This is a genomic window from Pseudomonas sp. RIT623, from assembly GCF_004519305.1.
Taxonomy (GTDB): domain Bacteria; phylum Pseudomonadota; class Gammaproteobacteria; order Pseudomonadales; family Pseudomonadaceae; genus Aquipseudomonas.
In genome coordinates this window covers 207,414-220,440 of sequence record NZ_SOZA01000002.1, presented here as the reverse complement: position 1 = coordinate 220,440, position 13,027 = coordinate 207,414, and the positions used below count along the sequence as shown (strand labels likewise).

The window sequence follows — 13,027 nt, the reverse complement described above, 5'->3', positions numbered from 1 at the left end:
GCTTCGCGGGCCAAGCCCGCTCCTACAGGGGAGTGCTGCGATACTCCGGCAACTGCGCCAACCCTTCCTTGAGATAGTCCACCAACCGCCGCACCTTCGGCGACAGATGCCGCTGCTGCGGATACAACGCCCACACCGCTGTATTCGGCGGTTGGTGCCCCTCCAGCAGTGACACCAGCGCCCCGCTGTGCAAGTGCTCGAGCACGTAGTAGTCCGGCAGCTGGCACAACCCCATCCCCTGCAATGCCGCATCCAGCACCGCCTGCCCGCTGTTGCAGCGCCAGTTGCCCTGCACCCGCTGGCTGAACTCACGCCCGTCCTGCTGCAGCGCCCATAGATCGGAGCTACCGACCAGGCAATTGTGCCGCGCCAGCTCCGAAAGGCTGTGAGGCCGCCCATAGCGCTCCAGGTAAGCGGGCGATGCGCACAGGTACATGCGTCGCGGCGCCAGTCGCGTGGCCACCAGCCGGGAGTCCTGCAAGCGGCCCAGGCGGATGGCCAGGTCCATGCCCTCATGCAGCAGGTCGAGGGTGCGGTTGCTCAACTCCACTTCGACCCGCAGTTGTGGATACTGGCCCATGAACCGAGTCACCAGCGGCACGATGAAGCGTTCGCCGTAGGCCACGGCGCAGGTCATGCGTAGCAAGCCCTTGGGTTCGCTGGCCAGGTCGCCCATGGCGCGCAGGGCCTCTTCGCGACCATCCTGCAGGCGCTGGCAATGCTGCAGGAAGGTCTGGCCTGCCTCGCTCAGCGTGACCCGCCGGGTGCTGCGGTACAGCAGTCGGGTCTGCAAGCGCTCTTCGAGGCGAGCGATCTGGCGGCTGATATGCGACGAGGACACCCCCAGGCGCTCGGCAGCCGCGGTGAACTGGCCTGACTCGGCAACGGCGACGAACTCGTCGATGCCTTCCCAGCGACTGCTCATTGATTATCCCTGTATGGCAATAATGTTTTGTGATCTGCTGGATTATTCATAAAAAAGCGGTGAATTACACTGCAAGACTGAAATTCCACACCCTGTCTGGAGACCTTTGATGATCAAGTCCCGTGCTGCCGTAGCCTTCGAGGCCAAGAAACCCCTGGAAATCGTCGAAGTCGACGTGGCCATGCCCAAGGCCGGCGAAGTGCTTCTGCGGGTGGTCGCTTCGGGGGTTTGCCATACCGACGCCTACACCCTGTCTGGCGCCGACCCGGAAGGCATCTTCCCATCGATCCTCGGCCATGAAGGCGGGGCGATCGTCGAAGCGGTGGGCGAGGGCGTCACCTCGGTTGCCGTGGGCGACCATGTGATCCCGCTGTATACCCCCGAGTGTGGCAAGTGCAAGTTCTGCCTGTCTGGCAAGACCAACCTGTGCCAGGCCATTCGCGCCACCCAGGGCAAGGGCCTGATGCCTGACGGTAGCACCCGCTTCAGCTACAAGGGCCAGCAGCTGTTCCACTACATGGGCACCTCGACCTTCTCCGAGTACACCGTGCTGCCGGAAATTTCCGTGGCCAAGATCCAGAAGGAAGCACCACTGGAGAAGGTCTGCCTGCTCGGTTGTGGCGTGACCACCGGGATCGGCGCGGTGCTTAACACTGCCAAGGTCAAGCCCGGCGATACCGTGGCCATCTTCGGCCTGGGCGGCATCGGCTTGTCGGCGGTGATTGGCGCGGTAAAAGCCAAGGCGTCGCGCATCATTGCCATCGACATCAACCCGGCCAAGTTCGAGATCGCCCGCCAGCTGGGCGCTACCGATTGCATCAACCCCAAGGACTACGACCGCCCGATCCAGGAAGTGATCGTCGACCTCACCGACGGTGGCGTGGACTTCTCCTTCGAGTGCATCGGTAATGTGCAATTGATGCGCGCGGCGCTGGAATGCTGCCACAAGGGCTGGGGCGAGTCGGTGATCATCGGCGTGGCTGGTGCCGGCCAGGAAATCGCCACCCGTCCGTTCCAACTGGTCACCGGTCGTGTCTGGCGCGGTTCGGCGTTCGGCGGCGTGCGTGGTCGCAGCGAGCTGCCCAGCTATGTCGAGATGTCCGAGAAGGGCGAGATCCCGCTGGACACTTTCATCACCCACACCATGGGGCTGGAGGATATCAACAAGGCCTTCGACCTGATGCACGAAGGCAAGAGCATCCGCAGCGTGATCCACTTCTGAGGCCCTGCCATGACGCTGGAAAACATCTCTTGCCAAAAAAGCTTCGGCGGCTGGCACAAGCGTTACCGGCACAGCTCCAAGGTGCTTGGCTGCGACATGGTGTTCGCCGTATACCTGCCGCCCCAGGCCGAGCAGGGCGAGAAGCTGCCGGTGCTGTACTGGCTCAGCGGCCTGACCTGCACCGACGAGAACTTCATGCACAAGGCCGGCGCCCAGCGCCTGGCCGCCGAGCTTGGGCTGATCATCGTCGCCCCGGACACCAGCCCGCGCGGCGAGCAGGTGCCGGGGGATCCGGACGGCGCCTGGGACTTCGGCCAGGGCGCCGGCTTCTACGTCAACGCTACCCAGCAGCCCTGGGCGCAGCACTACCGCATGCATGACTACGTGGTACATGAGTTGCCGGCGTTGATCGAAGCGTACTTCCCGGCGTCCGAACAGCGCAGTATCAGTGGTCACTCGATGGGCGGGCATGGCGCGCTGGTCTGTGCCTTGCGCAACCCGGGCCGCTACCGTTCGGTGTCGGCGTTTTCGCCGATCAGCAACCCGATGGATTGCCCGTGGGGCGAGAAGGCGTTTTCGCGCTACCTCGGTGAAGACCGTTCACGCTGGCGCGAGTGGGATGCCAGCGTGCTGCTGGCCGAAACCCCTTCCGGTGAGTGTCCGCCATTGCTGGTGGACCAGGGCGACCGTGACGACTTCCTCGAGAAGCAGCTCAAGCCTGAAACACTGGAGCAGGCGGCACGCAAAGGTGGTCATGCGCTGACCCTGCGCCTGCAGCCGGGGTATGACCACAGCTACTACTTCATCGCCAGCTTCATCGATGAACACCTGCGCCATCACGCGGTGGCGTTGGGCAGGGGGTAGCCCAGCAGGCCCTGTTCGCCGGCAAGCCGGCTCCTACCGGGTTTCGTAGGAGCCGGCTTGCCGGCGAACGAGGCCCGTACAGCCCCAAACACATCCGCCCAAGCCCCTGCAAAGCAGGTAGAATCACGCCCTGACTCAATCAGGGCGTTCTTCTATGCGTATTGGCCACGGCTACGATGTCCATCGTTTCTGCGACGGTGATTTCATTACCCTGGGCGGGGTGCGTATCCCCCATAAATACGGCCTGCTGGCCCATTCCGACGGCGACGTGCTGCTGCATGCGGTGAGCGATGCCCTGCTGGGCGCCGCGGCGCTGGGCGATATCGGCAAGCATTTCCCCGACACCGACGCGCGCTTCAAGGGCATCGACAGCCGCGAGCTGCTGCGCCATGTGGTGCGCATCGTCGGTGAAAAGGGCTGGAGGGTCGGCAATATCGACGCCACCATCATCGCCCAGGCCCCACGCATGGCGCCGCATATCGAAACCATGCGCCAGTACCTCGCCGGCGACCTGCAGGTCGAACTCGACCAGGTCAACGTCAAGGCCACCACTGAGGAAAAGCTGGGCTTCACCGGCCGTGAGGAGGGCATTGCCGTGCACGCGGTCGCCCTGCTGCTGCGCGCATGAACGACCTGCAACTGCTGGGGCCACGGGCCTCGGGCGAAGCATTGGGCACTGCGGTGCTCAAGGCCGTGGCCGATGATTTCCAGGTCGACGAAGTGCTCGACATCCCGCTGTCCGGCCAGGGCGAGCACCTGTGGCTGTGGGTCGAGAAGCGCGACCTCAACACCGAGGAAGCGGCCCGACGCCTGGCCCGCGCTGCTGGCGTGCCGGTGCGTGCCATCAGCTACGCCGGGCTCAAGGACCGCCAGGCCCTGACCCGCCAGTGGTTCAGCCTGCACCTGCCGGGCAAGGCCGACCCGGACTTGTCCCGGGCCGAGGACGATACCCTGCGCGTGCTCAAGCAGGTGCGCCACCAGCGCAAGCTGCAACGCGGCGCCCATTCGGCCAACGGCTTCACCCTGCGCCTGACTGCGCTGCAAGCCGATCATGCGGCCATCGACGCCCGTCTTGAGCACCTTAAACAGCACGGTGTGCCGAACTACTTCGGCGCCCAGCGCTTCGGCCATGCCGGCGGCAACGTGCACGACGCCCAGAGCTGGGCCGCGCGCCAGGCATTGCCCGAGCAGCGCAACCTCCGTTCGCGGCTGCTGTCCGCCGGGCGCAGCTACCTGTTCAACCAGGTGCTGGCCGAGCGTGTCGCCGACGGTAGTTGGCAGCGCGCCCAGGTCGGCGACCTGTTGGCCTTCACCGACAAGCGCAGCTTCTTCGTGGCCGGTGAGGCCGAATGCAACGATCCACGCCTGGCCATTCTCGACCTGCACCCGACCGGGCCGCTGTGGGGCGTGGGCGCGGCACCTAGCCAGGGCGCGGCCCTGGCGCTCGAATCCGCGGTCGCCGCGCGCCATCCAGCGCTGTGCGATTGGCTGGCGCGAGCGGGCATGGATCACGAACGGCGCATCCTGCGGCTCCCTATTGGGCGGCTGACGTGGCATTATCCCGAGCCTGATATCCTGCAACTGGAATTCGTCCTTCCGGCCGGATGCTTCGCCACCGTGGTGGTGCGCGAACTCGTCGATCTGGTGCCGGCAGGGCAGACGGACAGCCCATGCGTATTCTGATTTCGAATGACGACGGTGTTACCGCGCCCGGCCTCGCCGCGCTGCATGCTGCGCTGGCGGACTACGCCGAGTGCGTGGTGATTGCCCCGGATCAAGACAAGAGCGGCGCCAGCAGTTCGCTGACGCTGGACCGGCCGCTGCACCCGCAGACCCTGGCCAACGGCTTCATCAGCCTCAATGGCACGCCGACCGACTGCGTGCATCTGGGACTCAACGGCCTGCTGCCGGAAACCCCCGACATGGTGGTGTCCGGCATCAACCTGGGAGCCAACCTGGGGGACGACGTGCTGTATTCGGGCACGGTGGCTGCGGCGTTAGAGGGGCGCTTCCTCGGTGGCACCTCGCTGGCCTTCTCGCTGCTGTCGCGCCTGCCCGACAACCTGCCGACCGCCGCCTACATCGCCCGGCGCCTGGTCGAGGCGCAGTCGCGCCTGGAGTTGCCGCCGCGCACCGTGCTCAACGTCAATATTCCCAACCTGCCGCTGGAGCATATCCGTGGCATCCAGCTTACCCGTCTGGGGCACCGCGCCCGGGCTGCGGCCCCAACCAAGGTGGTCAACCCGCGGGGCAAGGAAGGCTACTGGATCGCCGTGGCCGGCGATGCCGAGGACGGCGGCCCGGGCACCGACTTCCATGCGGTGATGCAAGGCTACGTGTCGATCACACCATTGCAGCTGGACCGCACCTTCAACGACGCCTTCGAGCGTTTCGAGGGCTGGCTGGAGGGCGTGCTCTGATGCGCGAGCAGGACGATCTGATGCGGCGCGGGATCGGCATGACCTCCCAGCGCACCCGTGAGCGGTTGATCCAGCGCTTGTACGAGGAGGGCGTGTCCAACGCTAAAGTGCTCGAGGTCATTCGCCGCACCCCGCGCCACCTGTTCGTCGACGAGGCCCTGGCTCATCGCGCCTACGAAGACACCGCGCTGCCGATCGGCCACAACCAGACCATCTCCCAGCCGTTCATGGTCGCGCACATGAGCGAACTGCTGCTGGAGGCCGGGCCCCTGGACAAGGTGCTGGAGATCGGCACCGGCTCGGGCTACCAGACGGCGATCCTCGCCCAGCTGGTGGAACGGGTGTTCTCGGTGGAACGGATCAAGGTCCTGCAGGACCGGGCCAAGGAACGCCTGGTCGAGCTCAACCTGCGCAACGTGGTGTTCCGCTGGGGCGATGGTTGTGAAGGCTGGCCGGCGCTGGCGCCTTATAACGGCATCATCGTCACCGCCGTGGCGCCGGAAGTCCCCCAGGCCCTGCTCGACCAGCTGGCCCCCGGTGGGCGCATGGTGATCCCGGTGGGCCCGGCGGGGGAGGCCCAGCAGTTGATGCTGATCGTGCGCGAGGAGCATGGTTTCTCGCGCCGTGTGCTCGGGGCGGTACGCTTCGTGCCGCTGCTCAACGGCCCGCTGGCCTGAGCGACCTCGGAATATTTGCACGCGCGACGAATTACTGCGCGCCGGCCCTGTCTATCTGGCGTGGCCACCGCCGAGCGTCGGTCCAACTGCGAGCCACCCCTGGGGCGCCGGCTCGGTTATAATTGAAACAATATTGCATTTCGTATCGTCGTATTCAGGCACCATGAGGGGAGCGCGGGTGGGTCACACAGTCATGCGGCAGCGCAAGGATCGGTCGGGGTTGAAGCTTCTGGTGCTGGCGCTGGCCATGGGGACCTTGCTGGCCGGCTGTTCCAGCACCGGCTCGAACGGCGCGCGCGTGGTCGACCGCAACAACGCGGCGCCCAAGCGCCCGACCGTCACCTCGGGGCAGTACATCGTCAAGCCGGGCGACACCTTGTTCTCCATCGCCTTCCGCTATGGCTGGGACTACAAGGAGCTGGCGGCGCGCAACAACATCGCCGCGCCCTACACCATCCGCCCCGGCCAGCCGATTCGTTTCAGCAGCGGCGCGGGGGGCAGCACCACGGTCGTCAGCAGCCCTTCGTCGTCGAGCAAGACCACGGTCATCCGCCGTCCTGTCGGTACTCCACCGCCGTCCGCAGGTAAGGGCAAAAGTGCCACGCCTGCCTCTTCCAGCGCCTCGCAAACGGTTGCTCAGGTGCCCGCCGCAGAGCGTGCCGTCGGCGGTTGGACATGGCCGGCGAACGGCGTGTTGATTGGAAAATTCGCTTCAAACGGTAGTTTGAATAAAGGCATTGATATCGCCGGTGATTTGGGACAGCCTGTTTTTGCTGCGTCTGATGGAGCGGTGGTCTACGCCGGCAGTGGCTTGAGGGGCTATGGCGAGCTCATCATCATCAAACACAGCGATACCTACGTCAGTGCCTACGGCCACAACCGCAGGCTTTTGGTTCGGGAGGGGCAGCAGGTCAAGGCAGGGCAGACGATCGCAGAAATGGGGTCCACGGGCACTGATCGGGTGAAGCTGCATTTCGAGATTCGCCGCCAGGGCAAACCCGTCGACCCACTCCAGTTCCTGCCACGCCGTTGATCAATGTCCCGGCCTGTTCCTTGGATGTAGAGGGGACAGGCTCCAGCGCTGCCATGGAAGGGTGACGCTCGAGTCTGAGTTCGAACTCAGCAAAGGACTATAACAATGGCTCTCAGTAAAGAAGTGCCGGAGTTTGACATCGACGATGACCTCCTACTGATGGAGACGGGCATCGTTTTGGAAACGGATGTGGTGTCAGACGAACCTGCTGTACCTTCGGTTCGGACCAAGTCGAAACAGGGCGCATCGCTCAAGCAGCACAAGTACATCGATTACAGCCGGGCGCTCGACGCCACGCAGCTGTATCTCAACGAAATCGGCTTTTCGCCTCTGCTCTCGCCAGAGGAAGAAGTGCATTTCGCGCGTCTCTCGCAAAAAGGCGACCCTGCCGGTCGCAAGCGCATGATCGAAAGCAACCTGCGCCTGGTGGTCAAGATCGCCCGCCGCTACGTCAACCGTGGTCTGTCGTTGCTCGACCTGATCGAGGAAGGCAACCTGGGCCTGATTCGCGCGGTGGAGAAGTTCGACCCTGAGCGTGGCTTCCGCTTCTCGACCTATGCGACCTGGTGGATCCGCCAGACCATCGAGCGGGCGATCATGAACCAGACCCGCACCATCCGCCTGCCCATCCATGTGGTCAAGGAGCTCAACGTCTACCTGCGTGCCGCGCGGGAGCTGACGCAAAAGCTCGACCACGAGCCGTCGCCGGAAGAAATCGCCAGCCTGCTGGAAAAACCGGTGGCCGAGGTCAAGCGCATGCTCGGCCTTAACGAACGGGTGTCGTCGGTGGATGTCTCGCTCGGCCCGGACTCGGACAAGACCCTGCTCGACACCCTGACCGATGACCGCCCCACCGACCCGTGCGAGCTGCTGCAGGACGACGACCTGTCGCAGAGCATCGATCAGTGGCTGGGCGAGCTGACCGACAAGCAACGCGAGGTGGTGGTGCGCCGCTTTGGCCTGCGTGGGCATGAGAGCAGCACTCTGGAAGATGTGGGGCTGGAGATCGGCCTGACCCGTGAGCGGGTGCGGCAGATCCAGGTCGAAGGCCTCAAGCGCTTGCGCGAGATCCTCGAGAAGAATGGGCTGTCCAGCGAGTCGTTGTTTCAGTAGCCGCTGAGCCAGGTACGCAAACGCCCCGACTTGTTCGGGGCGTTTGCGTTCTGGCCGCGGTACGTTGCCTGGTTTGCCAGCAATAAGGTGTTGCAGGCGCCAGCCTCGCTGGCGAACACTACGGCCAACCCGCCTAAATATTCATTTAGCCACCCTGGCAACAACGTGTGTAAGTATTTGCTTACCAGGTGCGTAAGCCATTGCTGTAGGGATCAGTAAATCAATGTCGTTTTCAATGGTTAATTTTTCATAACTAATTGAAAATTAATGATTTTGTTGATGTTTGAAAATGTATCTCCGGAATCATCCTGACAAACTCGACGCTTGTTCCCTGCCGAGGAATCGCTAGTATCTGAACTGTGTCTACGGACTGACACAGGCTTTCAAGGATGACGGCCAAGGACATCGCGGGACGCGATTCATCAGGACGATGTTTGGGACAAACAGGGACTACGGAAAAAATGTGGGCGGGTCAAACCGCCCCTTTTTTTTGCCTGCAGAAAATGAAAAAAGGCCCTTGCGGGCCTTTTTTGTATCCGGGCGTGCTCAGCGCTGCAGATCGGCGATCTTGCCAGTTTTGCCATCCCACTCTTCGGCGTCCGGCAGGGCGTCTTTCTTCTCGGTGATGTTCGGCCAGATTTCCGCGAGCTCGGCGTTCAGCTCGATGAACTCCTGCATGTCAGCCGGCACTTCGTCTTCCGAGAAAATGGCCTGGGCTGGGCATTCCGGCTCGCACAGTGCACAGTCGATGCACTCATCCGGGTGGATCACCAGGAAGTTCGGGCCTTCGTAGAAGCAGTCCACCGGACAGACTTCCACGCAGTCGGTGTACTTGCATTTGATGCAGTTGTCGGTGACGACGAAGGTCATTTCTAATTCTCTCCTCAGGCGACGGCAGCTTGCCCTTCCTTCCAGGGCAGCGCGGTTCACGGTGGTGGCTGCAGGCCAGGCTAATAACCCGCAGCACTCGCAAACCGCGCCGGATTCTACCAGCTTGCGCGGTGGACCGTTATAACAGGTTTTTCAGTTGATATAGCGTTTCGATAGCTTGGCGCGGCGTCATGTCGTCCAGGTCCAGCTTGCCCAGCTTCTCGATGGCTGGATGCGGCAGGCTGGCGAACAGGTCGCTTTGGTGCGGCACGTGAGGCGCGTTCTTGCTGGCGCTGTCGTTGCGGACGACGGGCGCCTCGTGGGGCAGGCTGGCGGTTTCCAGCCGGCCCAGGTGTTCGCGGGCACGCTGGATCACCACCGCGGGTACCCCCGCCAGTTGCGCCACCGCCAGGCCGTAGCTCTGGCTGGCTGGCCCTGGCAGCACATGGTGGAGGAACACGATGCGTTCGTTGTGCTCGGTGGCGTTCAGGTGCACGTTGGCCACCAGCGGCTCACTTTCGGGCAGCACGGTCAGCTCGAAGTAGTGGGTGGCGAACAGCGTGTAGGCGCGCAGCTGGGCCAGGCGCTCGGCGGCGGCCCAGGCCAGCGACAGGCCGTCGAAGGTACTGGTGCCGCGGCCCACTTCGTCCATCAGCACCAGGCTGCGGTCGGTGGCGTTGTGCAGGATATTGGCGGTTTCGCTCATCTCGACCATGAAGGTCGAGCGCCCGCCGGCCAGGTCATCGCTGGAGCCGATACGGGTGAAAATGCGGTCGACCGGCGACAGCTCGCAGCGCGCGGCAGGCACGTAGCTGCCGATATGCGCCATCAGCACGATCAGGGCGGTTTGGCGCATGTAGGTGGATTTACCGCCCATGTTCGGGCCGGTGATGATCAGCATCCGGGTGCTGTCGTCCAGGCCCAGGTCGTTGGCCACGAACGGCGTGGTCAGGACCTGCTCGACCACCGGATGGCGGCCCTGCTCGATACGCATGCAGGGTTCGTCGACGAAGCTTGGGCAGTTCAGGTCCAGGTTCAGCGCGCGTTCGGCCAGGTTGCTCAGCACGTCCAGCTCGGCCAGGGCCGCGGCGCTATCCTGAAGCGGCGCCAGGTGGCCGATGAGGGTCTCGAGCAGCGCCTCGTAGAGCATCTTCTCGCGGCTCAGCGCGCGGCTCTTGGCCGACAGCGCCTTGTCCTCGAAGGCCTTGAGCTCGGGGGTGATGAAGCGCTCGGCGCCCTTGAGCGTCTGCCGGCGGATGTAGTCGGCCGGTGCCTGCTCGGCTTGCTTGGTGGGCAGCTCGATGAAGTAGCCGTGCACGCGGTTGTAGCCGACCTTGAGGTTGGCCAGGCCGGTGCGGGCTTTTTCGCGGGCTTCCAGGTCAATCAGGAACTGCCCGGCGTTCTCGCTCATGGCCAGTAGCTCGTCCAGCTCGCTGTCGTAGCCGGTCTTGAGCACGCCGCCGTCGCGGATCACCGCTGGCGGGTTGTCGATGATCGCCCGCTCGAGCAGGCCGGCCAGCTCCGGGTAGGTGCCGGTAATGGCGGCCAGGCGCGCCAGGTGCGGGGCTTCCAGCTCGGCCATGGCGTTCTGCAGCTCGGGCAGGGCGCCCAGGGCGTCGCGCAGGCGTGCCAGGTCGCGCGGACGGGCGTTGCGCAGGCCAATGCGCGCCAGGATCCGCTCGATATCGCCGATTTCCTTGAGCTGGGGCTGCAGCTTCTCGAAGCGGTAGCCGTCCAGCAGGCAGCGGATCGAGTCCTGGCGTGCCTTGAGCACCTTGAGGTCGCGCAGTGGGCGGTTCAACCAGCGGGTCAGCAGGCGGCTGGCCATGGCGGTCTGGCAGCGGTCGATCACCGATTGCAGGGTGTTGTCGCGACCACCGGCCAGGTTGATGTCCAACTCCAGGTTGCGGCGGCTGGCGGCATCGAGGATGACCGTGTCGTCCATGCGCTCGTGACGCAGGCTGCGCAGATGGGGCAGGGCGGTCCGCTGGGTTTCCTTGGCGTAGGTCAGCAGGCAGCCGGCCGCGCCGATGGCCAGGGTCAGCTTGTCGCAGCCGAAGCCCTTGAGGTCCTGGGTGGCGAATTGCTGGCAGAGGCTCTTGCGCGCCGAATCACGATCGAAATCCCAGGGCGCGCGACGCCGGGCGCCGGCGCGCTTCTCCGCGGGCAGCCCCTGCGGCCAGTCGTCGGGGATCAGCAGTTCCACCGGGTTGATGCGCTCGAGCTCGGCCAGCAGGTTCTCCCAACCCTTGATCTCCTGCACGGTGAAGTTGCCGCTGGTGATGTCCAGCACGGCCAAGCCGAACAGGCGCTCGTCACCGAGCAGGGCGGCGATCAGGTTGTCGCGGCGTTCATCGAGCAACGCCTCGTCGCTGACCGTGCCCGGGGTGATGATACGCACCACCTGGCGCTCCACCGGGCCCTTGCTGGTGGCCGGGTCGCCGATCTGTTCGCAGATCACCACCGATTCGCCGAGCTTGACCAGCTTGGCCAGGTAACCCTCCAGCGAATGGAATGGAATCCCGCACATGGGGATCGACTGGCCCGCCGACTGCCCACGGGCGGTCAGGGTGATATCCAGCAGTTTCGCGGCCTTCTTCGCATCTTCGTAGAAGATCTCGTAGAAGTCGCCCATGCGGTAGAACATCAGCTGGTCCGGGTGCTGGTTCTTCAGCTTCCAGTACTGCTGCATCATCGGGGTGTGTGCGGAGAGATCAGACATTCAGGGCCTTACAGCGGGTGATCTGGTGGCGAAATTCGAAACCGCTCATGGTACAGGCTTTTTCCCCCCGACGCAGGTCGAATGGGCAGGGCAAATCCACGCAGGTATTTGGCGGCAGAGCGGCGGCGTGCTGGCCTGCAACCAGCCAGGTCGTTCACGCGGGGACCATGCAAGGCATTGCATTTAGTCTGTCGGGGTTGCATTATGCACGCTATGCAAAAACGCAACGTAGCCTCCGTACTCAGAGCACTGCTCGACCGCCACGGCCTGTCCCCGACAGAGCTGCACCGGCGCACGGGCGTCCCCCAATCCACCCTGTCGCGCATCCTCAGCGAGAAGATCGTCGACCCTTCCGACAAGCATGTGTCGAAGATCGCCGAGTATTTCGGCGTGAGCACCGACCAGCTGCGCGGGCGTGCCGAGCTTGGCGAGTCGCGTGAAGCGGCTGCCGCCAACCAGGGCCACGCCGCGCTGAGCGATATCAGTTTGTGGGACGATGAAACACCCGTCGAGGACGACGAGGTGTCCGTTCCTTTTCTCCGTGAGGTCGAGTTGGCAGCAGGATCAGGAAGATTCGTCATCGAAGAAAGCGAAAACGCGCGCCTGCGGTTTGGCAAGCGCAGCCTGCGCCACAACGGGGTGCAGTTCGACCACGCCAAGTGCGTGACGGTGCGTGGCAACAGCATGCTGCCGGTATTGCGCGATGGCGCCACGGTTGGCGTCAACACCGGCAAATGCACAATCGGTGACATCATCGATGGCGACCTCTATGCCATCAATCACAATGGCCAACTGCGGGTGAAACAGGTGTATCGCCTGCCTACCGGTATCCGTCTGCGCAGCTTCAATCGTGACGAGCACCCCGACGAGGACTACAGCTTCCAGCAGATGCAGGAAGAGCAAATCAGCCTGTTGGGCCACGTCTTCTGGTGGGGCATGTACGCCCGCTGACCTTCCCTCGAACCCGAGAAACCCGCCCAGGCGGGTTTTTTTTCGGCCTCAGAAAAGCCCTACAACCCACATCCGAAAAGGCCCTCATGCATTTCGGCAAACGCCTGCGCATAAATATTTCCATCAATGCATTGACTGCATATGCATGAATGCATACTCTGTGCCTCAAGCCGGTCAGCAACCGGTTGTTACACAGGCAGCGATGAACAGGCCTCGACTGTTCAGAGGGT

General features: G+C 63.7%; 12 protein-coding genes. 9 read left to right on the top strand and 3 right to left on the bottom strand.

The features are described from left to right. Positions 1–22: 22 nt before the first annotated feature. Positions 23–925 (bottom strand): LysR substrate-binding domain-containing protein, encoded by a 903-nt coding sequence (locus E3U47_RS02950; RefSeq protein WP_134689518.1) that lies wholly within the window; start codon positions 923–925, stop codon positions 23–25. A 109-nt stretch (positions 926–1,034) separates the two neighbouring features. Between E3U47_RS02950 and E3U47_RS02945 the strand changes: the two genes are divergently transcribed. The 8 genes from E3U47_RS02945 (at position 1,035) to rpoS (ending at position 8,254) form a co-directional block, all read left to right on the top strand. After that, a complete protein-coding gene (locus tag E3U47_RS02945; protein WP_134689517.1) occupies positions 1,035–2,147 on the top strand; it encodes an S-(hydroxymethyl)glutathione dehydrogenase/class III alcohol dehydrogenase in 1,113 nt (370 codons plus the stop codon). 9 nt (positions 2,148–2,156) lie between these two features. Continuing rightward, positions 2,157–3,011, top strand: a complete 855-nt coding sequence (gene fghA, locus E3U47_RS02940) for an S-formylglutathione hydrolase (RefSeq protein WP_134689516.1) — start codon at positions 2,157–2,159, stop codon at positions 3,009–3,011. Positions 3,012–3,165: 154 nt separating this feature from the next. Then, positions 3,166–3,639: a 2-C-methyl-D-erythritol 2,4-cyclodiphosphate synthase gene (ispF, locus tag E3U47_RS02935; protein ID WP_134689515.1), complete on the top strand. Its 474-nt coding sequence runs from the start codon at positions 3,166–3,168 to the stop codon at positions 3,637–3,639. Then, positions 3,636–4,694, top strand: coding sequence for a tRNA pseudouridine(13) synthase TruD (gene truD, locus E3U47_RS02930; RefSeq protein ID WP_134689514.1), 1,059 nt, complete (start codon positions 3,636–3,638; stop codon positions 4,692–4,694). The genes ispF and truD overlap by 4 nt, the downstream gene beginning before the upstream one ends. Further along, the gene (gene surE, locus E3U47_RS02925) at positions 4,682–5,431 is read left to right on the top strand and encodes a 5'/3'-nucleotidase SurE (protein WP_134689513.1); all 750 of its coding nucleotides are present in this window, start codon (positions 4,682–4,684) and stop codon (positions 5,429–5,431) included. Before truD ends, surE begins: the two co-directional genes overlap by 13 nt. Positions 5,432–5,469: 38 nt before the next feature. Continuing rightward, positions 5,470–6,108, top strand: a complete 639-nt coding sequence (locus E3U47_RS02920) for a protein-L-isoaspartate(D-aspartate) O-methyltransferase (protein WP_167659427.1) — start codon at positions 5,470–5,472, stop codon at positions 6,106–6,108. 178 nt (positions 6,109–6,286) lie between these two features. After that, complete coding sequence (locus tag E3U47_RS02915; RefSeq protein ID WP_134689511.1) at positions 6,287–7,141, top strand: peptidoglycan DD-metalloendopeptidase family protein; 855 nt, start codon at positions 6,287–6,289, stop codon at positions 7,139–7,141. A gap of 105 nt (positions 7,142–7,246) precedes the next feature. Continuing rightward, complete coding sequence (rpoS, locus tag E3U47_RS02910) at positions 7,247–8,254, top strand: RNA polymerase sigma factor RpoS (RefSeq protein ID WP_011535249.1); 1,008 nt, start codon at positions 7,247–7,249, stop codon at positions 8,252–8,254. A 546-nt stretch (positions 8,255–8,800) separates the two neighbouring features. Here the strand turns inward: rpoS and fdxA are convergent. Then, complete coding sequence (fdxA, locus tag E3U47_RS02905) at positions 8,801–9,124, bottom strand: ferredoxin FdxA (RefSeq protein ID WP_134689510.1); 324 nt, start codon at positions 9,122–9,124, stop codon at positions 8,801–8,803. A 139-nt stretch (positions 9,125–9,263) separates the two neighbouring features. Beyond that, positions 9,264–11,846, bottom strand: a complete 2,583-nt coding sequence (mutS, locus tag E3U47_RS02900; RefSeq protein ID WP_134689509.1) for a DNA mismatch repair protein MutS — start codon at positions 11,844–11,846, stop codon at positions 9,264–9,266. Positions 11,847–12,050: 204 nt separating this feature from the next. Between mutS and E3U47_RS02895 the strand changes: the two genes are divergently transcribed. Next, on the top strand, positions 12,051–12,797 hold the full coding sequence (locus E3U47_RS02895; protein WP_134689508.1) for an XRE family transcriptional regulator: 747 nt from the start codon (positions 12,051–12,053) through the stop codon (positions 12,795–12,797). Positions 12,798–13,027 lie beyond the last annotated feature (230 nt).